The following is a 22631-nucleotide window of genomic DNA, read 5'->3' as shown; positions in this document are numbered from 1 at the left end:
TTAAGGAGCCGCTGATGAACTCCAGTCGACCGTACCTGGTCCGCGCGCTCTATGAGTGGATTGTGGACAACGATTGCACCCCGCACATGCTGGTCAACTCAGAATTCCCTGCGGTTCAGGTACCGCAGGGTTTTGCCAGTGATGGGCAGATTGTGCTGAACGTATCACCGAGTGCCGTGCGCCACCTGCACATGGACAACGAAGCGGTAAGCTTCGAAGGGCGTTTCGGCGGCGTGCCGCATACGCTGTTCGTGCCGATTGGCGCGATTCTCGGGATCTACGCCCGCGAGAATGGCCAAGGCATGGTGTTCGATCTGGAGTCGCCTTTCGAGGAAGACGAAGCGATCGAAGGCGAGGGCAGTGATGAGGCGCCACCACCGGATTCCGAGCCGCCGCGCCCGACCGGTCGACCGAGCCTCAAAGTAGTGAAGTGAACGGCTTTGCCTTCGGCTAAGTCTGAAAAATGCCTCGACGTGTGTCGGGGCATTTTTTTTGCGTAAAGGATATGGATGAAAGTCGTGACGCAACGGTGATCGTACAACAGCCATGGGCTATGATGCGTACTCAAGTTCGCCGAGAAAGATGATCTGCCATGGAAAACCCCAACACCGCCCCGCGTCTTCCCCGCAAGCGCCGCAGCCTTGCCCAGGAATTGGTCACGGTGTTGTCCGAGCAGATCCGCGACGGCCAACTCAAACGTGGCGATAAATTGCCCACCGAGTCGGCAATCATGGAAGTCCATGGGGTCAGCCGCACCGTGGTGCGCGAAGCCATCTCGCGGTTGCAGGCCGCCGGGCAGGTCGAAACCCGCCACGGCATCGGCACCTTTGTGTTGGACACGCCAAGCCCGAGCGGTTTTCGGATTGACCCGGCCACCGTGGTGACCTTGCGTGACGTGCTGGCGATTCTGGAACTGCGTATCAGCCTTGAAGTGGAGTCTGCCGGCTTGGCGGCGTTACGCCGTAGCGACGAGCAACTGGCCGCCATGCGCGCGGCGCTCGACGCGCTGAATGAAAGTGCGGCACACGCAGGTGACGCTGTCGCGTCAGACTTCGCGTTCCACCTGGAAATTGCGCTGTCTACCGGCAACCGCTATTTCACCGACATCATGACCCACTTGGGCACCAGTATCATTCCGCGTACACGCCTGAATTCGGCGCGGCTGGCGCACGATGACCAGCAGCACTACATGAGCCGCTTGAGCCGTGAGCACGAAGAGATTTATGAGGCCATCGCGCGCCAGGATTCAGACGCCGCGCGAGCGGCCATGCGCCTGCACTTGACCAACAGCCGCGAGCGGCTGCGCCATGCCCATGAAGAGGCAGAAGCGCAGCGCAACTGAAAGCCGCAACAGATCTAACGTGGGCGCTGGCTTGTGTGGGAGCCGGCTTGCCCGCGATGGCATCACTTTGGTATGCCTGAAACACCGTCGCGCCTGCATCGCAGGCAACCCAGCTCCCACATTTGATCTCCAGTGTCAGCACACTATTGAGTAGACCCCATTGGCGAGTGATTCGGGTGGTAGCCGCGTGCCTGAGATAAACCCCGATGAATTACAGTTGACGAATTATTTTATAGTTGTACGATGACGTACGACATCACCAAAAACCAACAATAACCTTTCGACAGAAAGTTTTCGCCCAGGGTGTTCGAATAATGAATCCACAAGAACTGAAGTCCATCCTCTCCCACGGTCTGCTGTCTTTCCCCGTGACCGATTTCAACGCGCAGGGTGACTTCCACCAGGCGGGCTACATCAAGCGTCTGGAATGGCTTGCCCCTTACGGCGCGACGGCCTTGTTCGCAGCCGGCGGCACCGGTGAGTTTTTCTCCCTGGCTGCCAGCGAGTATTCGCAAGTGGTCAAGACCGCTGTTGATACCTGCGCCACCAGCGTGCCGATTCTCGCCGGTGTCGGCGGTTCGACCCGTCAAGCTATCGAGTACGCTCAGGAAGCTGAACGCCTCGGCGCCAAAGGCTTGCTGCTGCTGCCGCACTACCTGACCGAAGCCAGCCAGGACGGCGTTGCCGCCCACGTGGAAGCGGTGTGCAGGTCGGTCAAGATCGGCGTGGTTGTTTACAACCGCAACGTCTGCCGCCTGACTGCACCCCTGCTGGAACGCCTGGCTGAACGCTGCCCGAATCTGATCGGCTACAAGGATGGCCTGGGTGACATCGAGTTGATGGTGTCGATCCGCCGTCGTCTTGGCGACCGTTTCAGCTACCTCGGCGGCTTGCCGACTGCAGAGGTTTACGCCGCTGCCTACAAAGCTTTGGGCGTACCGGTGTACTCCTCGGCGGTGTTCAACTTCATTCCGAAAACCGCGATGGACTTCTACCACGCGATCGCCAAAGACGATCACGTCACCGTGGCCAAGATCATCGACGACTTCTTCCTGCCTTATCTCGATATTCGCAACCGTAAATCCGGTTACGCCGTGAGCATCGTCAAAGCCGGTGCGAAAATCGCCGGCTATGACGCAGGCCCGGTCCGCACGCCGCTGACCGATCTGCTGCCGGAAGAATACGAAGCCCTGGCCGCGCTGATCGACAAGCAAGGTCCGCAGTAACTTATCTACAAGGCCGCTGAGTAATCAGCGGCCTTTTGCGTCAGGAGAAGATTTGTGTCCCAAGCCAAGCGTTTTGAAAACTACATCAACGGCGAGTGGGTGGCCGGTGCCGACTATTGCGTCAACCTCAACCCGTCGGAGTTGTCTGATGTCATTGGCGAATACGCCAAGGCTGACGTAGCCCAAGTCAACGCCGCCATCGACGCCGCTCGTGCCGCTTTCCCGGCCTGGTCGACGTCCGGTATCCAGGCGCGTCACGATGCGCTGGATAAAGTCGGCAGCGAAATCCTCGCGCGCCGCGAAGAGCTCGGTACCTTGCTGGCGCGGGAAGAGGGCAAGACCTTGCCCGAAGCCATCGGCGAAGTGACCCGCGCCGGTAACATCTTCAAATTCTTTGCCGGTGAATGCCTGCGCCTGTCGGGCGATTACCTGCCCTCGGTACGCCCGGGCGTCAACGTTGAAGTCACCCGCGAAGCCTTGGGTGTGGTCGGTTTGATCACCCCGTGGAACTTCCCGATTGCGATCCCCGCGTGGAAAATTGCCCCGGCGCTGGCCTACGGCAACTGTGTGGTGATCAAACCCGCCGAATTGGTGCCGGGTTGCGCCTGGGCCTTGGCCGAAATCATCTCGCGCGCAGGCTTCCCGGCCGGTGTGTTCAACCTGGTGATGGGCAGCGGTCGTGTGGTCGGCGATGTGCTGGTCAACAGCCCGAAAGTTGATGGCATCAGCTTCACCGGTTCGGTGGGCGTGGGTCGTCAAATCGCCGTCAGCTGCGTGTCGCGTCAGGCCAAAGTGCAGTTGGAAATGGGCGGTAAAAACCCGCAGATTATTCTCGACGACGCCGACCTCAAGCAGGCCGTCGAGTTGTCGGTACAGAGCGCGTTCTACTCCACCGGCCAGCGTTGCACGGCGTCCAGCCGCTTTATCGTGACCGCCGGTATTCACGACCAATTCGTCGCGGCCATGGCGGAGCGCATGAAGTCGATCAAGGTCGGCCACGCCCTGAAAAGCGGCACCGACATCGGCCCGGTGGTTTCCCAGGCCCAGTTGGATCAGGACTTGAAATACATCGACATCGGCCAAACCGAAGGCGCGCGGCTGGTCAGCGGCGGCGGCCTGGTGACGTGCGATACCGAAGGCTACTACTTGGCGCCAACCCTGTTTGCCGACAGCGAAGCCGCCATGCGCATCAGCCGTGAAGAGATCTTCGGCCCGGTGGCCAACGTGGTACGCGTCGCCGATTACGACGCGGCGCTGGCCATGGCCAACGACACCGAGTTCGGCTTGTCGGCCGGTATTGCCACCACGTCGCTGAAGTACGCCAACCACTTCAAGCGCCACTCGCAGGCCGGGATGGTGATGGTCAACCTGCCGACTGCCGGCGTGGACTATCACGTGCCATTCGGTGGCCGTAAGGGCTCCTCCTATGGTTCGCGCGAGCAGGGTCGCTATGCGCAAGAGTTCTACACCGTGGTGAAAACCAGCTACATCGGTTCGTAACACGCAACACCCGTGGTTCCTGCTGTGTGCGGGAGTCGGGCAAGCCCGGCTCCCACACAACGCGCTGCACAACACAACTTGATTACCCGCAAAAAAAATAATTAGTGGGAGTACTTTTTCATGCAAGCGACCAAGCCGACCCATGTCCGCTATTTGATCCTGCTCATGCTGTTCCTGGTGACAACGATCAACTATGCCGACCGGGCCACCATCGCAATCGCGGGCTCCAGCCTGCAAAAAGACCTCGGCATCGACGCGGTCACCCTCGGTTACATCTTCTCTGCATTCGGTTGGGCCTACGTGGCGGGGCAAATCCCCGGCGGCTGGCTGCTCGATCGTTTCGGCTCGAAAAAAGTCTACGCCCTGAGCATCTTCACCTGGTCGCTGTTCACCGTGCTGCAAGGCTATGTCGGTGAATTCGGGATCTCCACCGCCGTCGTTGCGCTGTTTATGCTGCGCTTCATGGTGGGCCTGGCCGAAGCGCCGTCCTTTCCGGGTAACGCACGCATCGTGGCGGCCTGGTTCCCTACGGCTGAACGCGGTACCGCTTCGGCAATCTTCAACTCGGCGCAATACTTCGCTACGGTGCTGTTTGCACCGCTGATGGGTTGGATCGTTTACAGCTTCGGCTGGCAGCACGTGTTTATCGTGATGGGCGCAATCGGCATTGTCTTCTCGCTGGTCTGGCTGAAAGTTATCCACAGCCCACGCCAGCACCCGATGATCAACGCCGCCGAGCTCGATTACATCGCCGCCAACGGTGCCATGGTCGATATGGATCAGGACAAAGGCAAGGGCAAGAAAACCGACGGCCCGAAGTGGGATTACATCCGTCAGTTGCTGACCAACCGCATGATGCTTGGCGTGTATCTGGGCCAGTATTGCATCAACGGCATCACGTACTTCTTCCTCACCTGGTTCCCGGTGTACCTGGTGCAGGATCGCGGCATGACCATCCTCAAAGCCGGTTTCGTGGCTTCGCTGCCGGCGATCTGCGGCTTTATCGGTGGCGTGCTCGGCGGCGTGATTTCCGATTACCTGCTGCGCAAAGGCCATTCCCTGACCTTCGCCCGCAAGGCGCCGATCATTGGTGGGCTGCTGATTTCGAGCAGCATCGTGGCCTGCAACTACGTGGACATAGAATGGATGGTGGTGGGCTTCATGGCCTTGGCCTTCTTCGGTAAAGGCGTTGGCGCACTCGGCTGGGCGGTGGTTTCCGACACCTCACCGAAACAAATCGCCGGCCTCAGTGGCGGCTTGTTCAACACCTTCGGTAACCTCGCATCGATCACCACGCCTATCGTCATCGGCTACATCATCGCCACCACCGGTTCGTTCAAGTGGGCCTTGGTGTTCGTCGGCGCCAACGCGCTGGTAGCGGTGTTCAGCTACCTGGTGATTGTCGGCCCGATCAAACGCGTGGTGCTCAAAGAGCCGCCAAGCAGCCAAGGGCCTGAGTTGACCCACCTTACCGAAGCGCATTCCTGAGGGGCTATGTAATGCAGTTGATTGAACATGCCGACTCGCCGCGCTCGATTCGTTTGCACGCGCGCGACAACGTGGTGATCGTGGTCAATGACCAGGGCGTACCGGCCGGGACCGAGTTCCCGGACGGCCTGGTGACCGTGGAATTTATCCCCCAGAGCCACAAAGTGACCCTGGAAGATATTCCCGAAGGCGGTCAGATTATTCGCTACGGCCAAACCATTGGTTACGCTTTGGCGCCGATTGCGCGCGGCAGTTGGGTGCAGGAAGATCAACTGCGCATGCCCACCGCGCCACCGCTGGACAGCTTGCCGCTGTCCACCGAGGTGCCGGAAACCCAGGCGCCGCTGGAAGGCTTTACCTTCGAGGGTTACCGCAACGCCGACGGCACCGTGGGCACGCGTAATATTCTCGGCATCACTACTACCGTGCAGTGCGTCACCGGTGTGCTGGACCACGCGGTCAAGCGCATCAAGGATGAGTTGCTGCCTAATTACCCGCACGTGGATGACGTGGTGGCGCTGACCCACAGTTACGGCTGCGGCGTGGCGATTACCGCGACCGATGCGTATATCCCGATCCGCACGGTGCGCAACCTGGCACGCAACCCGAACCTGGGTGGCGAAGCCTTGGTGATCAGCCTGGGGTGCGAGAAATTGCAGGCCGGGCAGGTGATGCACGACAACGACAGCTCGGTCGATTTGAGCGAGCCGTGGTTGTATCGGTTGCAGGATTCCAGCCACGGTTTTACCGAGATGATCGAGCAGATCATGGCGCTGGCTGAAGCGCGCTTGAAAAAACTCGACCAGCGCCGCCGCGAAACCGTGCCGGCCTCCGAGCTGATTTTGGGCATGCAGTGCGGCGGCAGTGATGCGTTTTCCGGCATCACCGCCAATCCGGCGCTGGGCTATGCCTCGGATTTGCTGTTGCGGGCCGGGGCGACGGTGATGTTTTCCGAAGTCACCGAAGTACGCGATGCGATTTACCTGCTGACGTCGCGCGCCGAGAGTAAAGAAGTGGCGCAGGAGTTGGTCAGGGAAATGGACTGGTACGACCGTTACCTGGCCAAGGGCGAGGCTGATCGCAGCGCCAACACCACGCCGGGCAATAAGAAGGGCGGGTTGTCGAACATCGTCGAGAAGTCCTTGGGCTCCATCGTCAAGTCCGGCAGCAGCGCGATCAATGGCGTGCTTGGCCCTGGCGAGCGTTTCAAGCGCAAAGGTCTTATTTTTTGCGCAACGCCGGCCAGTGACTTTGTTTGCGGCACCTTGCAGCTGGCGGCCGGGATGAACTTGCATGTGTTCACTACCGGGCGCGGCACGCCTTACGGGCTGGCCATGGCGCCGGTGGTGAAAGTCTCGACGCGTACGGAGCTGGCGCAACGTTGGCCAGACTTGATCGACATTGACGCCGGGCGCATCGCTACAGGGCGCGCGACGATCGAGGAGTTGGGTTGGGAGCTGTTTCACTTCTACCTGGACGTGGCCAGCGGCAAGAAGCAGACGTGGGCCGAGCAGCTCAAGCTGCATAACGACATCACGTTGTTTAACCCGGCGCCGATTACTTGAGACCGAGTCGCCGCCATCGCGAGCTAGGCGATGGCGGCCTACCAGACGCCACAGCGCTGTATGGCTTATCATTAGCCAACTAACGACGCTCACCAAGGTTCTCCCCGGCATGCTGGCTATCTTCCTCACCACCCTGACCATCACCGCGCCGGTGTTTGCCATGCTGTTTCTGGGTGTGCTGCTCAAGCGCATCAACTGGATCAACGACAACTTTATCCACACAGCTTCCTCCCTGGTGTTCAACGTCACCATGCCGGCGCTGCTGTTCCTGGGCATCCTGCATGCCGACCTGCACTCGGCGCTCAAGCCGGGTTTGCTGATTTACTTTGCCGTCGCCACGTTGCTGAGCTTTGCCCTGGCCTGGGGTTGGGCGATTTTTCGTTGCAAGCGTGAAGACCGCGGTATCTACACCCAGGGCGCGTTTCGCGGTAATAACGGCGTTATCGGCCTGGCGCTGGCGGCCAGCATGTACGGCGACTACGGCATCTCCCTCGGCGCGATTCTCGCGGCGCTGGTGATTCTGTTTTACAACACGCTGTCGACCATCGTGCTGGCGGTGTACAGCCCGGTGATCAAGTCCGACCCGTGGAGCATCTTTAAAAGTGTGGTGGCCAACCCGCTGATCATCAGCGTGGTGGTAGCCGCGCCCTTCGCCATTTTCAAGATCGGCCTGCCGGGGTGGCTGCAGTCGTCCGGTCAGTATTTGGCGGACATGACCTTGCCGCTGGCACTGATCTGCATCGGCGGCACCTTGTCGTTGGCGGCGTTGCGCAAAAGCGGCAGCATGGCCCTGAGTGCCAGCCTGGTGAAGATGATCGGTTTGCCGCTGGTGGCCACGTTCGGCGCGTGGCTGTTGGGCTTCCGCGGGCCGGAACTGGGGATTTTGTTCTTGTACTTTGGCGCGCCGACCGCGGCGGCCAGCTTTGTGATGGCCAGGGCGGCGCAGGGGAATCATGAGCTGGCGGCGGCGATTATTGTGATCACCACCTTGATGGCGGCGGTGACCACCAATATCGGGATTTTTGTGTTGCAGGCGGGTGGCTGGATCTGAGTTTTGGGGTGGGGTTGAGGGCCTATCGCGAGCAAGCCCGCTCCCACATTTTAATGTGTGAACAGATCAAAGTGTGGGAGCGGGCGTGCTCGCGATAGCTATCTAACAGTCACTGCCGCTCTGCCTGATAGCTATCAATCACTTCCTGCGCCGCCCGAAACGCGTCAATCGCCGCCGGCACCCCGGCATACACCGCGCAATGCAGCAGCGCCTCGCGAATCTCTTCTACCGTGCACCCATTGTTCAGTGCGCCGCGCACGTGGCCCTTGAGTTCCTGCGGGCATTTGAGCGCCGTGAGGGCGGCGAGGGTGATCAGGCTGCGCGTCTTCAGTGGCAAGCCCTCGCGGTTCCAGACGCTGCCCCACGCGTGTTCGTTGACGAAGTCCTGCAGGGGCTGGGTGAACTCGGTGGCATTGCCCAAGGCGCGGTCGACGAACACATCGCCCATCACCTGGCGACGCACTTCAACGCCGGGCTTTTTCTGATCGGTCATTGCGATTCCCTCGTGTGTTGGCGGCGCCAGGCGCGCAGCGTGTTGAACAACAAGAAAGCCACCAGCACTGGCAAAACGTAATACAGCATGAGGTGTTCAAGCGTGTTCGCCAGCGGCATGCCAGTGGTGAACGCCATCACATGCAGGCCGTACGCCAGGTACAAACCCAGCAGCACCAAGCCTTCGGCGCGCGTCACGCGGTAACCGCTGTAGAACACCGGCAGGCACAGCACGACCGCGCCGAGCATCACCGGCAGGTCAAAGTCCAACGCGTTGGGCGATACCGACAGCGGCGAGGGCGCGAGCAGTGCAGTCACGCCCAGCACCCCGAGCAGGTTAAACACGTTGCTGCCGATCACGTTGCCCACGGCAATCTCCCGCTGGCCGCGAAGGGCGGCGATCAGCGAGGTGGCGAGGCATGGCAGCGACGTGCCGACACCGATCAGCGTCAGGCCGATGATGCGCTCCGACAGGCCCAAGTCGCTCGCCACCGCCACCGCCGCGCCCAGCAGCAAATGCCCCGCCAGTGCCAGAATCAACAGCCCGCCGAGCATCAGCAATACGCTGCTCAGCCAAGGCGCTCTGGTCACTGTGTCGAGGGTGCGTGGGCGGCGGGAATGGCGGGTCTGGTAGTGCAATACACCGAGGTAGGCCATCAGCGCGACCAGCAACAGCGCGCCGTCGATTGGCGTCAGGTCTTCATTGGAGGCCAGGGTAAACACCAGCAAACCGGCGAAGATCATCACCGGGATGTCCAGGCGTACCAGTTGGCGCGACACGCGTAACGGAATGATCAGTGCCGCCAGGCCCAGGGTCACGAGGATATTGAAGATACTGCTGCCGATCACGCTGCCCACGGCAATATCGGTATTGCCGGCCAGGGTGGCTTGCAGGCTGACGGTCATCTGCGGCGCGCTGCTGCCGAAAGCAACGATGCTCAGGCCGATGATCAGCGGGCGCACCTTGAGGCTGGCCGCCAGGCGCACGGCGGCGCGCACCAGGATTTCGGCGCCGACAATCAGCAACAGCAAGCCGCTGACCAGTTCGATCAGGCTCCAGGGCGAGAGGGCGGTTAATCCGAAAATGGCCGGGCTCCTTTATTTAATTGCTCATGGCCTGCACACGTACGCGTGCTGTACCAGTGCCGAGCATACCGAGTTGTTCGGCGGCCCTGCGTGAAACGTCGATCAGGCGCCCGCGAGTATGCGGGCCGCGATCATTAATGCGTACCACGACAGATCTGCCGTTGGCGAGATTGGTCACCTTGACCTGCGTGCCGAAGGGCAGGCGCCGATGGGCGGCGGTCAGGGTGTTCTGGTTGAAGGGTTCACCGCTGGCAGTTTTGTTGCCATGGTGCTTGGCGCCGTAATACGAGGCGGTGCCGCTTTCGTCGGAGCCGTTGGGGTCGATGAGGCCGCTGGCGCAACCGGCCAGCAGAGAGAACAGGGCCAGCAGGCCGAGTAGGCGCTTCATTTTCACTGTGCCCCGAAAGTCATGTCGTCACCGGCAGAGGTGGGAGGGGGCTTGCTCTCTCCCACAAAAAGCCCCTTCCCACACAAACCTTTGCAACAAGGGCCCGAGTGGGGCGTGAAACCCCGCCCGGGCCATTCACTGCGATCAGCCTTCGAGCTTGCTTTTCAGCAGTTCGTTTACCTGTTGCGGGTTGGCTTTGCCTTTGGAGGCTTTCATTGCCTGGCCGACAAAGAAGCCGAACATTTTGCCGCGCTTGGCTTCGTCTGCCGCGCGGTATTGCTCGACTTGTTCGGCATTGTCGAGGAGTACTTGGTTGAGTACCTCATCAATCTGGCCGCTGTCAGTGACTTGTTTGAGACCTTGTTCTTCAATAATCCAATCAGCGCGACCTAGGCCAGTCACCAAGCTTTCCTCGCCGGAAGACATTATTTCAAAAATCTTCTTCGCGATCTTGCCAGAAATGGTTTTGTCGCTGATGCGCAGCAACATACCGCCTAGCTCCTCGGCGCTGACTGGTGCGTTACCGATATCGACGTCCATTTTATTCAACAGGCTGCCCAGCTCAACCATCACCCAGTTGGCTGCCAGCTTGGCGTCGCCGGCAATGCTCACGACTTTTTCGAAGTAGTTGGCTTGTTCACGGCTGGAGGCCAAAACGCTGGCATCGTAAACCGACAGGCCGAACTGCGCCTGGAAGCGCTCGCGTTTTTGCTGCGGCAATTCCGGCAAAGTGGCGCGCACGTCATTCAGGAACGAGTCCTCGATGACCACCGGCAACAGGTCCGGGTCGGGGAAGTAACGGTAGTCGTTGGCTTCCTCTTTGCTGCGCATGGCGCGGGTTTCGTCTTTGTTCGGGTCGTACAGGCGCGTTTGCTGGATCACCTTGCCGCCGTCTTCGATCAGTTCGATCTGGCGGCGTACTTCGCTGTTGATCGCCTTCTCGATGAAGCGGAACGAGTTAACGTTCTTGATCTCGCAGCGGGTGCCGTATTCGGCCTGGCCTTTGGGGCGGATCGACACGTTGCAGTCGCAACGCAGCGAGCCTTCGGCCATGTTGCCGTCGCAGATGCCCAGGTAGCGCACCAGCGCGTGGATGGTCTTGACGTAGGCCACGGCTTCCTTGGCGTTACGCATGTCCGGCTCGGACACGATCTCCAGCAACGGCGTACCGGCGCGGTTCAAGTCGATACCGGTGGCGCCCGGGAATTCTTCGTGCAGGCTCTTGCCGGCGTCTTCTTCCAGGTGCGCGCGGGTCACGCCGACACGTTTGATGGTGCCGTCTTCCAGCGGGATGTCCAGGTAGCCCTTGCCGACAATCGGCAATTCCATCTGGCTGATCTGGTAGCCCTTGGGCAGGTCCGGGTAGAAGTAGTTTTTGCGCGCGAACACGTTGTGCTGGCCGATTTCGGCGTCAATCGCCAAGCCGAACATCACCGCCATGCGTACCGCTTCCTGGTTCAACACCGGCAGCACGCCGGGCATGCCCAGGTCTACCAGGCTCGCCTGGGTGTTCGGCTCGGAACCGAACGTGGTGGCGCTACCGGAGAAAATCTTCGATTGGGTGGCGAGCTGGGTATGAATCTCCAGCCCGATCACAACTTCCCATTGCATAGTGTTCTCCTCAGAAGCCGGTAGGGGTGCGGGTGTGCCAGTCGGTGTTCAACTGGTACTGGTGCGCCACATTGAGCAGGCGGCCTTCCTGGAAATACGGGGCGAGCAATTGCACGCGACCGGCAGGCCATCGACAAAACCTGCGGGCATCGACAAGCCCGGCAAGCCCGCGAGGTTGGCGGTGATGGTGTACAGGTCTTCCAGGTACTCGGCGATCGGGTCGCCGGTCTTGGCGCCTATCTTCCAGGCCGGGTTCGGCGTGGTTGGGCCGAGGATCACGTCGACTTCTTCAAAGGCCGCCATGAAGTCGTTCTTGATCAGGCGACGGATTTTTTGCGCCTTGAGGTAGTACGCATCGTAATAGCCGGCCGACAGCGCGTAGGCACCGACCATGATCCGGCGTTGTACTTCCACCCCGAAACCTTCGCCACGCGAGCGCTTATAAAGGTCGGTGAGGTCTTTCGGGTTTTCGCAGCGATAGCCGAAACGCACGCCGTCGAACCGCGACAGGTTGGACGAGGCTTCTGCCGGCGCGATCACGTAGTACGCAGGAATCGCGTGCTGGTTGTTCGGCAGGCTGATTTCCTTGATCACCGCGCCGAGCTTTTCCAGCTCTTTGACGCTGTTGTGCACCAATTCAGCGATACGCGGGTCGAGGCCAGCGCTGAAATACTCTTTCGGCACGCCGATACGCAGGCCCTTGATCGACGTATTCAGGCTGGCGCTGTAGTCCGGTACCGGCTCGTCGATGCTGGTGGAGTCCTGTTTATCGAACCCGGCCATACCTTGTAACAAAATCGCGCAGTCTTCAGCAGTGCGCGCCAACGGGCCGCCCTGATCCAGGCTCGACGCGTAGGCGATCATGCCCCAGCGGGAAACGCGACCGTAGGTCGGCTTCAAACCGGTGAGGTTAGTGAAGGCTGCAGGCTGGCGGATCGAGCCGCCGGTGTCGGTGGCGGTGGCGGCCGGCAAGAAGCGCGCGGCAACGGCCGCAGCCGAACCGCCGGACGAGCCGCCCGGCACGTGTGCAAGGTTCCACGGGTTTTTCACCGCGCCGTAGTAGCTCGACTCGTTGGCCGAACCCATGGCGAATTCGTCCATGTTGGTCTTGCCCAGCGTCACGGCGCCGGCGGCGGCCAGCTTGGCGACCACGGTGGCGTCATACGGTGCTTTGAAGTTGTCGAGCATTTTGGAGCCGCAACTGGTGCGAATACCCTGAGTGCAGAACAGGTCTTTGTGGGCGATTGGAGCACCCAGCAGCGGGCCATTTTCACCGTTGGCGCGACGTGCGTCGGCGGCCTTGGCCTGGCTCAGAGCCAGATCTTCAGTGAGGCTGATGAAGCTGTTGACCGCAGGATCAAGCTCGGCGATACGCGCCAGCAGGGTCTTGGTCAGCTCTTCGGAAGAAAACTTTTTGTCGGCGAGACCGCGGGCGATCTCGGCCAGAGTCATGTGATGCATTGCAGGCTCTTTCCCTTTAGTCGATGACTTTCGGAACCAGGTACAGGCCGTTTTCGACCGCTGGCGCGATGGACTGGTAAGCCTCGCGGTTATTGCGCTCGGTCACGACGTCTGCGCGCAGGCGCTGGCTGGCTTCCAGCGGGTGAGCCAGGGGCTCGATGCCGTCGGTATTCACGGCTTGCATGTGGTCGACCAGCCCGAGAATGCTGTTCAGGGCTGCGGTGGTCTGTGGAAGATCGGCTTCATTAAGGCCCAGGCAGGCCAAATGAGCGATTTTTTCCACGTCGGAGCGTTCAAGCGCCATGGGATTCTCCAGTGGAAAACAGAACGGAAGCTATCCGTGTGTTAGATTGTAGGAACACTACCGCATTTCTACGGTCATATGGCCGCGATTGTGGGGGTTGGTGCACAGAAAGTCGGCCAATTTAGCACATTGGCGCCTTGCCCAAAATCCCTGTCGTTGTTAGAGTTTGCCGCACTTTTTTACCCACGCGTTGCCTAGGGTCCTTTCCCCATGTTCAAGAAACTGCGTGGCATGTTTTCCAGCGATCTTTCCATTGACCTGGGCACTGCCAACACCCTTATTTACGTGCGCGAGCGCGGTATCGTCCTGAATGAGCCATCGGTTGTGGCCATTCGGACCCACGGTAATCAGAAAAGTGTCGTTGCCGTTGGCACCGAGGCCAAGCGCATGCTCGGCCGAACACCCGGCAATATCGCTGCCATTCGTCCGATGAAAGACGGCGTAATCGCCGACTTCAGTGTCTGCGAAAAGATGCTGCAGTACTTCATCAACAAGGTTCACGAAAACAGTTTTCTGCAGCCGAGCCCTCGTGTGCTGATTTGCGTTCCGTGCAAATCCACCCAGGTGGAGCGTCGCGCCATCCGCGAATCGGCACTCGGTGCCGGTGCCCGCGAAGTGTTCCTGATCGAAGAGCCAATGGCCGCTGCGATCGGTGCCGGCTTGCCGGTTGAAGAAGCGCGCGGTTCGATGGTGGTGGATATCGGTGGTGGTACCACTGAAATCGCCCTGATCTCGCTGAACGGTGTGGTGTATGCCGAATCCGTGCGTGTCGGCGGCGACCGCTTCGACGAAGCGATCATCACCTATGTGCGTCGTAACTACGGCAGCTTGATCGGCGAGTCCACCGCCGAGCGTATCAAGCAGGAAATCGGCACCGCTTACCCGGGCGGCGAAGTTCGCGAAGTTGATGTTCGCGGTCGCAACCTGGCCGAAGGCGTTCCACGTGCTTTCACCCTGAACTCCAACGAAGTGCTGGAAGCTCTGCAAGAGTCTCTGGCTACTATCGTTCAGGCAGTGAAAAGCGCGCTGGAGCAATCGCCGCCGGAACTGGCTTCCGATATTGCCGAGCGTGGTCTGGTACTGACCGGTGGTGGCGCTTTGCTGCGCGACCTCGACAAGTTGTTGGCCCAGGAAACCGGCCTGCCGGTGATCGTCGCCGAAGACCCGCTGACCTGCGTTGCGCGTGGCGGTGGTCGTGCACTGGAAATGATGGATAAACACACCATGGACCTGCTCTCCAGCGAATAATATTGCCGGGACGGTTCATGCATCGCCCGCAGGCAGCACTTTGCAGTGCTGCCTGTTGGCGTTTATCTTCTTCAATCTGCATCCAGGCCGGTTTGATGCCGTATGAATAAAGACAACGTTTGCCTGGGAGGAGCGGCTTATTAAACCGCTTTTCGCCAAAGGCCCCTCATTGGGCGTGCGCTTATTGGTGCTGGTCGTGCTTTCGGTCGCGCTGATGGTGGTCGATGCCCGCTTTGCACTGCTCAAGCCGGTGCGTAGCCAGATGTCGCTGGTGTTGATGCAGACTTACTGGATCACCGACCTGCCACAACGGCTCTATCAGGGCGTGGCCAGCCAATTCGGCAGCCGCACCGAGCTTGTCGCCGAGAACGAAAAGCTCAAGACTGAAAACCTGCTGTTGCAGGGGCGCATGCAGAAGCTCGCGGCCCTCACCGAGCAGAACGTTCGGCTGCGCGAGTTGCTCAATTCTTCCGCGTTGGTCAATGAAAAGGTCGAAGTGGCCGAGTTGATCGGCATGGACCCCAACCCCTTTACCCATCGCATCATCATCAACAAGGGTGAGCGCGACGGTGTGGTCCTCGGCCAGCCGGTACTCGATGCCCGTGGCCTGATGGGGCAGGTGGTTGAGTTGATGCCCTACACCTCGCGGGTATTGCTGCTGACGGACACGACCCACAGTATTCCGGTGCAGGTTAACCGTAACGGCTTGCGCGCAATTGCCAGCGGCACCGGTAACCCGGAACGCCTGGAGTTGCGGCATGTGGCCGACACTGCCGATATTAAAGAAGGCGACTTGCTGGTCAGCTCCGGCCTGGGCCAGCGGTTCCCGGCGGGTTACCCGGTGGCGACGGTCAAGGAAGTGATCCACGATTCCGGCCAGCCGTTTGCCATTGTCCGCGCGGTGCCAACCGCCGCCCTGAACCGCAGCCGCTACCTGCTGCTGGTGTTCAGCGACAACCGCACCCCGGAAGAGCGCGCTAACGACGCCGCCCAGGCGCAGGAAGCGGAAGACAAGCAAAACGGCACTGTACAGACGATTCCTGCCACGGTGCCGAAACCGGCGTTCGTTGGGCCACCCGCACCTGCCCAGGCCACGGCGGCGCCAGTGGCGACGCCGGTGAAACCTGCGGCCCACAGCGCACGCCAAGCCAAACCGGCCGCTAGCAAACCGACTGCAACCACGCCGGCAGCCACAACCCCTGCGGCCAAACCGCCTGCCGCCACCACGCCGGCAACTCGGCCCGCAGCCGCAGCGCCTGCAACCACGCGGCAGAGGGAGGAATAATGGCCGGTACTCATCCGCACAATGGCTGGATCGTCTGGCTGACCTTCGCCATTGGTTTGCTGCTCAGCGTTTCGCCGTTGCCGCAATTCATGGAAATCCTGCGTCCTTTATGGCTGGCATTGCTGCTGGCATTCTGGTCGCTGATGCTGCCGCACAAAGTCGGGATGGTCACGGCAATGTGTCTGGGCTTGGCGGAAGACGTGCTGTATGGCACCTTGCTGGGCCAGAACGCGTTGATCCTGACTTTGATCACCTTCCTGGTGCTGTCGTTGCAGCAGCGGCTGCGTATGTTTCCCATGTGGCAGCAATGCCTGGTGATCCTGGTTATTTTTGGCCTGGCGCAGTTGGTGCAACTGTGGCTCAGCGCCTTGACCGGTAACCGCCAGCCGACTTTGGCGCTGGTGCTGCCAGCCCTGGTCAGTGCGTTGTTATGGCCATGGGTCAGTTTCGGTCTGCGTGGGTTACGTCGTCGCTATAAAATCAATTGAATGGATTGCGAGGCTCTGCCTGGTTATCGAACCCTACAGGGAGAGTCTGCAATGAATACGCTTTATCTGGCCTCAGGCTCCCCAAGACGGCGTGAACTGCTAACCCAGATCGGTGTGCCCTTCACCGTGGTCAGCGCCGCTATTGATGAAACTCCTTTTACACATGAACCGGCTGTTGCCTACGTCGAGCGCCTCGCGCGCGGCAAGGCAGCGGCAGGTTTTGCTGCGCTTGAAATAAACTCGGGCGCTTGCGTGCTGGGTGCGGACACGGCGGTGATTGTTGATGGGCAGATCCTCGGCAAGCCGGTCGACCAAGCCGATGCCCTGGCGATGTTGATGGCGTTGGCGGGGCGCGAGCATGAAGTGCTAACCGCCGTTGCCATTACCGATGGCCTGCGCTGCGAAACGCGCTGTGTCAGCAGTCGCGTAAGGTTTCGCGACGTTTCTGTCGAGGAGGCTACAACCTACTGGCACAGCGGCGAACCTCAAGACAAGGCCGGCGGCTATGCTATTCAAGGGCTTGGGTCGGTGTTTGTGGCCGGGCTCAATGGCAGCTATTCCGCCGTCGTCGGCCTGCCAGTGTGCGAAACCGCGCAACTGCTCGACCAATTCGACATACCCTGTTGGCAAAACCTTACCGCGCGCTGAACGCCGTATTCCAGCGCCAAGCCTTGAGCGATCGGTCACTATTGTGAAAACGCCTGAACGAGACCCAGCCATGAGTGAAGAGATTCTGATCAATATCACGCCGATGGAATCGCGCGTGGCGGTGGTAGAGAACGGTGTTCTGCAAGAAGTGCACGTTGAGCGCACCCAGAAGCGCGGGATTGTCGGCAATATCTACAAAGGCAAGGTCGTGCGCGTGTTGCCGGGCATGCAGGCGGCATTCGTCGACATCGGCCTGGACCGCGCCGCGTTTATCCATGCTTCGGAAATTCCTGCGTGAAGGCCCGACGGTAGAAAGCATCAGCGCCTTGGTACACGAAGGGCAGAGCCTGGTGGTGCAAGTCACCAAGGACCCGATTGGTTCCAAAGGTGCGCGGCTGACCACGCAGCTGTCGATTCCTTCGCGTTACCTGGTGTACATGCCGCGCACCGCGCATGTCGGCATCTCCTTGAAAATTGAAGACGAAGCCGAGCGTGAGCGCCTGAAAAAGGTGGTCAGCGACTGCGTGGCCGCCGAGGGCATCAAGGAAGCGGGCGGCTTTATCCTGCGCACTGCCGCAGAAGGCGCCGGCGCTGATGAAATCCTCATGGACATCCGTTACCTGCGGCGTCTGTGGGACCAGATCGGTGCACAGATCAAAACCATCGGCGCGCCCAGCGTCATCTACGAAGACCTGGGCCTGGCCCTGCGCACCTTGCGTGACCTTGTCAGCCCGAAGATCGAGAAAATTCGCATCGATTCGCGGGAAACCTTTCAGCGCACCACGCAATTTGTCGCCGAGCTGATGCCGGAAATTGCCGACCGACTGGAACATTACCCTGGCGAGCGGCCGATCTTCGATCTGTATGGCGTCGAAGACGAGATTCAGAAGGCCCTGGAGCGCAAAGTGCCGCTCAAGTCCGGCGGCTACCTGGTGGTGGACCCGGCGGAGGCGATGACCACTATCGACGTCAACACGGGCGCATTTGTCGGCCACCGCAACCTCGAAGAGACCATCTTCAAGACCAACCTCGAAGCTGCCACGGCGATTGCCCGCCAACTGCGCCTGCGTAATCTGGGCGGCATCATCATTATCGATTTCATCGACATGGAAGACCAGGATCATCAGCGCCAGGTGCTGCGCACCCTTGAAAAGCAGCTTGAGCGTGACCACGCCAAGACCAACATCATCGGCATCACCGAGCTTGGCCTGGTGCAGATGACCCGCAAGCGTACCCGCGAAAGCCTCGAGCAAGTGCTGTGCGAGCCGTGCAGCAGTTGCCAGGGCCGCGGTAAATTGAAAACCCCGGAAACGGTTTGCTACGAGATTTTTCGCGAAATCCTGCGCGAAGCGCGTGCCTACCAGGCCGAAGGTTATAGAGTGCTCGCCAACCAGAAAGTGGTTGATCGTTTGCTGGACGAGGAGTCCGCTAACGTCGCTGAGCTGGAGCTGTTTATCGGGCGCACGATTCGCTTCCAGGTCGAAACCATGTATTCCCAGGAACAATACGACGTGGTGCTGCTCTGATCCCCAATCGCCTTATTTTCATGAAGATGGCAGACCTTGATCTGCCCTCCGTTAACTGCCTTGAGGGTCGTCTGACATGGAGCGTCTGATACGCTTTTTTGCCGCTTTGACCCGTTGGGGCCTGGGCTCGTGCGCCTTGCTGCTGGTATTGGCGGCGGTGTATGTGAGCCTGGGTCGTGAATTGACCCCGCTGGTAGCGGAATACCGCGCCGAAATCGAAGCCAAAGTTCAGGCGGCAGTGAATACGCCCCTGCGAATCGGCAGCCTCGAAGGGCGCTGGAGCGGCTTTGCGCCGGTGGTGCTGGCGCACGACGTGATGGTCGGCGAGGGCAGCAGTGCCTTGCGCCTGGACGAGGTCGAAGTGGTGCCGGACCTGTGGGCCAGCCTGATGGCGCGCGAAGTGCGCATCGCCCACTTGCAGGTCAGCGGCCTGCAAGTGAGTGTCAAAGAAGACAAGGACGGCCACTGGGCGCTGCAAGGTCTGCCGTTACAAGACGACCAGCCGCTGGACCCTGCGCAAGCGCTGCAGCGTTTGCAGCGGGTGCAGCGTATTTCGGTGTTGGACAGCCAGGTTACCTTGCAACCGTTCGATCAGGCGCCGATGACCCTGACGTACGTAGGCTTGAGCCTGCACACCGGCGGCGCCCGCCAGCGCCTCGACGCGCGCCTGACGTTGCCCGACGGCCAGCCGCTGGCGTTGAGCTTGCGCACGCGTATCAACGCCAGCCAGTGGCAAGACGGCGAAGTCCAGGCCTATCTGAGCCTGCCCCAGAGTGACTGGGCCAAATGGATTCCGGCCAAGCTGACCCAACAATGGAAGCTTGCGCAGTTCAAGGCGGGCGGCGAGTTCTGGCTGACCTGGGCCAAAGGCACGGTGCAGAACGCTGTCGTACGCCTTAATTCACCCGAAATGAAAGGCAGCTACGCCGAACGCAAGCCGGTGCACATCGAGAACCTTGCGCTGACGGCCTACCTGCAACGCAGCGATAGCGGTCTCCACGTGCTGTTTGATTCGCTGGCGATGAACCTCGGCGACACGCGCTGGGAATCACGCCTGCAATTGCAGCAGCAACTGGCCACCGACAACGATCTGGAAGTCTGGAAGTTGCAGGCTGATCGTCTTGACCTGACGCCCATTACGCCGCTGTTGAATGCGCTGGCGCCGTTGCCCGAGGGCCTTGGCAAAGCCATAGCGCACCTCAACGCCACGGGTTTGCTACGCAACGTAATAGCGAATTTCCGGCCTGCAGACAGCAGCGACCAGAAAGTCAGTTTTGCCGCCAACCTGGAGCGCGTCGGCTTCGATGCGTATTTCGGTGCGCCGGCCGCACGTAACGTGTCCGGCAGCATCAGCGGCGACTTGGGCCACGGCGAATTGCGCATGGACAGCAAGGACTTTTCGCTGCACCTGTCGCCCATTTTCGCCAAGCCCTGGCAGTACATTCAAGCCAATGCACGCCTGACCTGGACGCTCGATAAACAAGGCTTCACGCTGATTGCGCCCTATATCAAAGTGCTGGGTGAGGAAGGCAAGGTCGCTGCAGACTTCCTGATTCGTCTGCATTTTGACCACAGCCAGGAAGACTACATGGACCTGCGCGTCGGCATGGTCGATGGCGATGGGCGCTTCACCGCCAAATATTTGCCGGCAGTGTTGAGCCCGGCGTTGGATGATTGGTTGCGTACGGCGATTCTCAAAGGCGCGGTTGATCAAGGTTTCTTCCAGTACCAGGGCTCGCTGAACCACGATGCGCTGCCGGCTTCGCGCAATATCAGCCTGTTTTTCAAGGTGCACGATGCTGAGCTGGCCTTTCAGCCGGGCTGGCCGCATGTGAGTAAGGTCAATGGCGAAGTGTTTGTTGAGGAGAGCGGCGTGCGCATCCTGGCGAGCAAGGGGCAATTGCTCGACACCAAGGTCAAAGACGTTTACGTGAATATTCCTCACGCGCCTGCCGGCAAGGACAGCCATCTGTTGATTACCGGCGGCTTTGCAGGCGGCTTGGGCGATGGCTTGAAGATCCTTCAGGAAGCGCCGATCGGCACTGGCTCGACGTTTGCCGGTTGGAAAGGCGAGGGTAGCCTGCAGGGTAAACTGGACCTCGATATTCCACTCGCCAAGGGCGTTGAGCCGGCGATTGTGGTGGACTTCCAGACCGATAAAGCCCGCCTGCAATTGGCCGACCCGACCCTGGACCTGACTCAGCTCAAAGGCAATTTTCGCTTCGACAGCGCCAAGGGGCTGAGTGGTCAGAATATTTCGGCTCAGGCGTTCGACCGCCCGATTACCGCGCAAATCTTTGCCGACGGCACGCCGGGCAACATCAGTACGCGGGTCATGGCCAAGGGCCAAGTCACGGTCAAGCGGCTGTCGGACTGGTTGAATGTCAGCCAGCCGTTGCCTGTGTCCGGCGACATTCCCTATCAATTGCAACTGATCCTGAACGGCGCTGATAGCCAACTGATGGTCAGCTCTAACATGAAGGGCGTTGCGGTCGACCTGCCGGCACCCTTCGGCATGCCCGCCAGTCAAGGGCGTGACAGCGTGTTCCGCATGACCTTGCAAGGCCCCGAACGTCGCTACTGGTTTGGTTACGGCGAACTGGCGAGTTTCACCTTTGCGTCGCCGCCCGACAAATTTAACGACGGCCGCGGCGAGTTGTTCCTCGGCAATGGCAATGCGGTGCTGCCGGCTGCCAAAGGCTTGCGCATTCGGGGTGTGCTGTCCGAGCTGGACATAGACCCGTGGAAAAAACTCGCAGGCCGTTACGCTGGCAATGATCCAGGCGGCAGCGCCAAGCAACTGCTCAGTGGCGCCGATTTCAAGGTGGGCAAGCTGACCGGCTTTGGTACCGAGTTTGATCAGGTCAATTTGCAGCTTGATCGCAAGTCCACTGGCTGGGGCTTGCAGTTCGACAGCCAGCAGGCCAAGGGCAGCGTAAACCTGCCGGACGCGAAGGGCGCGCCCATAGCAATCAACCTGCAATACGTGAAGCTGCCGGCCGTGGACCCGACGGTTCAGTCGGACGAAAATGCGCCGGACCCGCTGGCTGATGTCGACCCCAAGGATATTCCGGCACTCGACATTGCCATCAATCAGCTGTTCCAGGGCCCTGATTTGGTGGGCGCGTGGTCGTTGAAGCTGCGCCCAACCGCGAAAGGCTTGGCCTTCAACAACCTCGACCTCGGCCTCAAGGGCATGCAACTGGTGGGTGCCGGTGGCTGGGAAGGTTCGCCGGGGGCCAGTAGCAGTTGGTACAAGGGCCGCCTGGATGGCAAGAATATCGCCGACGTGCTCAAAGGCTGGGGCTTTGCACCGACGGTCACCAGCGAGGATTTCCACCTGGACGTCGATGGCCGTTGGCCGGGTTCGCCGGCCTGGGTCGGGCCCAAGCGTTTTTCCGGTAGCCTGGATGCGGCGTTCCGTAAAGGTCAGTTGGTTGAAGTGGAAGGCGGCGCCCAGGCGCTGCGAGTGTTTGGGTTGCTCAACTTCAACTCCATCGGCCGGCGTTTGCGCCTGGACTTCTCCGACCTGCTCGGCAAAGGCTTGAGCTATGACCGGATCAAAGGCTTGCTCGCGGCCAGTGACGGGGTGTTCGTCACCCGTGAACCCATCACCATGACCGGGCCGTCCACCAACCTCGAACTGAACGGCACCCTGGACTTGGTAGCCGACCGTGTGGATGCCAAGCTGCTGGTCACGTTGCCGGTGACCAACAACCTGCCGATTGCCGCGCTGATTGTGGGCGCGCCGGCCATTGGTGGTGCATTATTTTTGATCGACAAGTTGATTGGCGACCGTGTTTCGCGCTTCGCCAGCGTGCAATACAACGTGCAAGGTCCTTGGAAAGATCCGAAAATCAGCTTCGACAAGCCCTTTGAAAAACCAAACTGAGTGCCTGTGGAGTAGCATCGCCACAGGCCC

17 protein-coding genes and 2 pseudogenes are annotated in these 22631 nt (G+C 60.2%); 13 read left to right on the top strand and 6 right to left on the bottom strand.

Annotated features, from left to right (window positions below):
• Nucleotides 1–14: 14 nt before the first annotated feature.
• The 7 genes from F0169_RS08340 (at nucleotide 15) to F0169_RS08305 (ending at nucleotide 8172) form a co-directional block, all read left to right on the top strand.
• Nucleotides 15–434 carry a ClpXP protease specificity-enhancing factor gene (locus tag F0169_RS08340; RefSeq protein ID WP_099236995.1) on the top strand — a complete coding sequence of 140 codons (420 nt, stop codon included), beginning with the start codon at nucleotides 15–17 and terminating at the stop codon, nucleotides 432–434.
• A 158-nt stretch (nucleotides 435–592) separates the two neighbouring features.
• Nucleotides 593–1342 carry a FadR/GntR family transcriptional regulator gene (locus F0169_RS08335; protein ID WP_058414354.1) on the top strand — a complete coding sequence of 250 codons (750 nt, stop codon included), beginning with the start codon at nucleotides 593–595 and terminating at the stop codon, nucleotides 1340–1342.
• Nucleotides 1343–1656: 314 nt separating this feature from the next.
• A complete protein-coding gene (gene kdgD, locus F0169_RS08325) occupies nucleotides 1657–2568 on the top strand; it encodes a 5-dehydro-4-deoxyglucarate dehydratase (RefSeq protein WP_152746219.1) in 912 nt (303 codons plus the stop codon).
• A gap of 54 nt (nucleotides 2569–2622) precedes the next feature.
• Nucleotides 2623–4068: an aldehyde dehydrogenase family protein gene (locus tag F0169_RS08320; protein ID WP_058414352.1), complete on the top strand. Its 1446-nt coding sequence runs from the start codon at nucleotides 2623–2625 to the stop codon at nucleotides 4066–4068.
• 120 nt (nucleotides 4069–4188) lie between these two features.
• The gene (locus F0169_RS08315) at nucleotides 4189–5556 is read left to right on the top strand and encodes an MFS transporter (protein WP_152746218.1); all 1368 of its coding nucleotides are present in this window, start codon (nucleotides 4189–4191) and stop codon (nucleotides 5554–5556) included.
• An 11-nt stretch (nucleotides 5557–5567) separates the two neighbouring features.
• Nucleotides 5568–7121, top strand: coding sequence for a galactarate dehydratase (gene garD, locus F0169_RS08310; RefSeq protein WP_058414350.1), 1554 nt, complete (start codon nucleotides 5568–5570; stop codon nucleotides 7119–7121).
• Nucleotides 7122–7230: 109 nt separating this feature from the next.
• Nucleotides 7231–8172, top strand: a complete 942-nt coding sequence (locus F0169_RS08305; RefSeq protein ID WP_058414349.1) for an AEC family transporter — start codon at nucleotides 7231–7233, stop codon at nucleotides 8170–8172.
• A 109-nt stretch (nucleotides 8173–8281) separates the two neighbouring features.
• On the opposite strand, the gene F0169_RS08300 is transcribed toward F0169_RS08305, so the two are convergent.
• The 6 genes and pseudogenes from F0169_RS08300 to gatC all read right to left on the bottom strand — a co-directional run bounded on the left by F0169_RS08300 (nucleotide 8282) and on the right by gatC (nucleotide 13514).
• Nucleotides 8282–8665 carry a carboxymuconolactone decarboxylase family protein gene (locus tag F0169_RS08300; RefSeq protein ID WP_099236991.1) on the bottom strand — a complete coding sequence of 128 codons (384 nt, stop codon included), beginning with the start codon at nucleotides 8663–8665 and terminating at the stop codon, nucleotides 8282–8284.
• A complete protein-coding gene (locus tag F0169_RS08295; RefSeq protein ID WP_152746217.1) occupies nucleotides 8662–9708 on the bottom strand; it encodes a calcium/sodium antiporter in 1047 nt (348 codons plus the stop codon). The genes F0169_RS08300 and F0169_RS08295 overlap by 4 nt, the downstream gene beginning before the upstream one ends.
• Before the next feature lie 58 nt (nucleotides 9709–9766).
• Nucleotides 9767–10138 carry a septal ring lytic transglycosylase RlpA family protein gene (locus F0169_RS08290; RefSeq protein WP_152746216.1) on the bottom strand — a complete coding sequence of 124 codons (372 nt, stop codon included), beginning with the start codon at nucleotides 10136–10138 and terminating at the stop codon, nucleotides 9767–9769.
• A 144-nt stretch (nucleotides 10139–10282) separates the two neighbouring features.
• Nucleotides 10283–11749: an Asp-tRNA(Asn)/Glu-tRNA(Gln) amidotransferase subunit GatB gene (gene gatB / locus F0169_RS08285; protein ID WP_152746215.1), complete on the bottom strand. Its 1467-nt coding sequence runs from the start codon at nucleotides 11747–11749 to the stop codon at nucleotides 10283–10285.
• A 10-nt stretch (nucleotides 11750–11759) separates the two neighbouring features.
• Nucleotides 11760–13210, bottom strand: a pseudogene (gene gatA / locus F0169_RS08280) (Asp-tRNA(Asn)/Glu-tRNA(Gln) amidotransferase subunit GatA).
• A 16-nt stretch (nucleotides 13211–13226) separates the two neighbouring features.
• A complete protein-coding gene (gatC, locus tag F0169_RS08275; protein WP_058414343.1) occupies nucleotides 13227–13514 on the bottom strand; it encodes an Asp-tRNA(Asn)/Glu-tRNA(Gln) amidotransferase subunit GatC in 288 nt (95 codons plus the stop codon).
• Between the two features lie 210 nt (nucleotides 13515–13724).
• Here gatC and mreB point away from each other — a divergent pair, with 210 nt between their 5' ends.
• The 6 genes and pseudogenes from mreB to F0169_RS08245 all read left to right on the top strand — a co-directional run bounded on the left by mreB (nucleotide 13725) and on the right by F0169_RS08245 (nucleotide 22601).
• On the top strand, nucleotides 13725–14762 hold the full coding sequence (gene mreB / locus F0169_RS08270; RefSeq protein WP_002555108.1) for a rod shape-determining protein MreB: 1038 nt from the start codon (nucleotides 13725–13727) through the stop codon (nucleotides 14760–14762).
• Nucleotides 14763–14901: 139 nt separating this feature from the next.
• The gene (mreC, locus tag F0169_RS08265) at nucleotides 14902–16047 is read left to right on the top strand and encodes a rod shape-determining protein MreC (RefSeq protein ID WP_172979373.1); all 1146 of its coding nucleotides are present in this window, start codon (nucleotides 14902–14904) and stop codon (nucleotides 16045–16047) included.
• On the top strand, nucleotides 16047–16535 hold the full coding sequence (gene mreD / locus F0169_RS08260; protein ID WP_058414341.1) for a rod shape-determining protein MreD: 489 nt from the start codon (nucleotides 16047–16049) through the stop codon (nucleotides 16533–16535). The genes mreC and mreD overlap by 1 nt, the downstream gene beginning before the upstream one ends.
• Before the next feature lie 51 nt (nucleotides 16536–16586).
• Nucleotides 16587–17183 carry a Maf family protein gene (locus tag F0169_RS08255; protein WP_058414340.1) on the top strand — a complete coding sequence of 199 codons (597 nt, stop codon included), beginning with the start codon at nucleotides 16587–16589 and terminating at the stop codon, nucleotides 17181–17183.
• Between the two features lie 70 nt (nucleotides 17184–17253).
• Nucleotides 17254–18709 (top strand): annotated as a pseudogene (gene rng / locus F0169_RS08250) (ribonuclease G).
• Between the two features lie 76 nt (nucleotides 18710–18785).
• On the top strand, nucleotides 18786–22601 hold the full coding sequence (locus tag F0169_RS08245) for a YhdP family protein (RefSeq protein ID WP_152746213.1): 3816 nt from the start codon (nucleotides 18786–18788) through the stop codon (nucleotides 22599–22601).
• Nucleotides 22602–22631 lie beyond the last annotated feature (30 nt).

It is taken from the genome of Pseudomonas kitaguniensis, assembly GCF_009296165.1.
Taxonomy (GTDB): Bacteria; Pseudomonadota; Gammaproteobacteria; order Pseudomonadales; family Pseudomonadaceae; genus Aquipseudomonas; species Aquipseudomonas kitaguniensis.
This window is presented reverse-complemented; position numbering and strand designations above follow the sequence as displayed.

What these genes read in the sequence shown, in the direction of transcription:
- F0169_RS08340 (WP_099236995.1), top strand. Translation starts at nt 15, where the DNA reads ATGAACTCCAGTCGACCGTACCTGGTCCGCGCGCTCTATGAGTGGATT.
- F0169_RS08335 (WP_058414354.1), top strand. Translation starts at nt 593, where the DNA reads ATGGAAAACCCCAACACCGCCCCGCGTCTTCCCCGCAAGCGCCGCAGC.
- kdgD (WP_152746219.1), top strand. Translation starts at nt 1,657, where the DNA reads ATGAATCCACAAGAACTGAAGTCCATCCTCTCCCACGGTCTGCTGTCT.
- F0169_RS08315 (WP_152746218.1), top strand. Translation starts at nt 4,189, where the DNA reads ATGCAAGCGACCAAGCCGACCCATGTCCGCTATTTGATCCTGCTCATG.
- garD (WP_058414350.1), top strand. Translation starts at nt 5,568, where the DNA reads ATGCAGTTGATTGAACATGCCGACTCGCCGCGCTCGATTCGTTTGCAC.
- F0169_RS08305 (WP_058414349.1), top strand. Translation starts at nt 7,231, where the DNA reads ATGCTGGCTATCTTCCTCACCACCCTGACCATCACCGCGCCGGTGTTT.
- F0169_RS08300 (WP_099236991.1), bottom strand. Translation starts at nt 8,665, where the DNA reads ATGACCGATCAGAAAAAGCCCGGCGTTGAAGTGCGTCGCCAGGTGATG.
- F0169_RS08290 (WP_152746216.1), bottom strand. Translation starts at nt 10,138, where the DNA reads ATGAAGCGCCTACTCGGCCTGCTGGCCCTGTTCTCTCTGCTGGCCGGT.
- gatB (WP_152746215.1), bottom strand. Translation starts at nt 11,749, where the DNA reads ATGCAATGGGAAGTTGTGATCGGGCTGGAGATTCATACCCAGCTCGCC.
- gatC (WP_058414343.1), bottom strand. Translation starts at nt 13,514, where the DNA reads ATGGCGCTTGAACGCTCCGACGTGGAAAAAATCGCTCATTTGGCCTGC.
- mreB (WP_002555108.1), top strand. Translation starts at nt 13,725, where the DNA reads ATGTTCAAGAAACTGCGTGGCATGTTTTCCAGCGATCTTTCCATTGAC.
- mreD (WP_058414341.1), top strand. Translation starts at nt 16,047, where the DNA reads ATGGCCGGTACTCATCCGCACAATGGCTGGATCGTCTGGCTGACCTTC.
- F0169_RS08255 (WP_058414340.1), top strand. Translation starts at nt 16,587, where the DNA reads ATGAATACGCTTTATCTGGCCTCAGGCTCCCCAAGACGGCGTGAACTG.
- F0169_RS08245 (WP_152746213.1), top strand. Translation starts at nt 18,786, where the DNA reads ATGGAGCGTCTGATACGCTTTTTTGCCGCTTTGACCCGTTGGGGCCTG.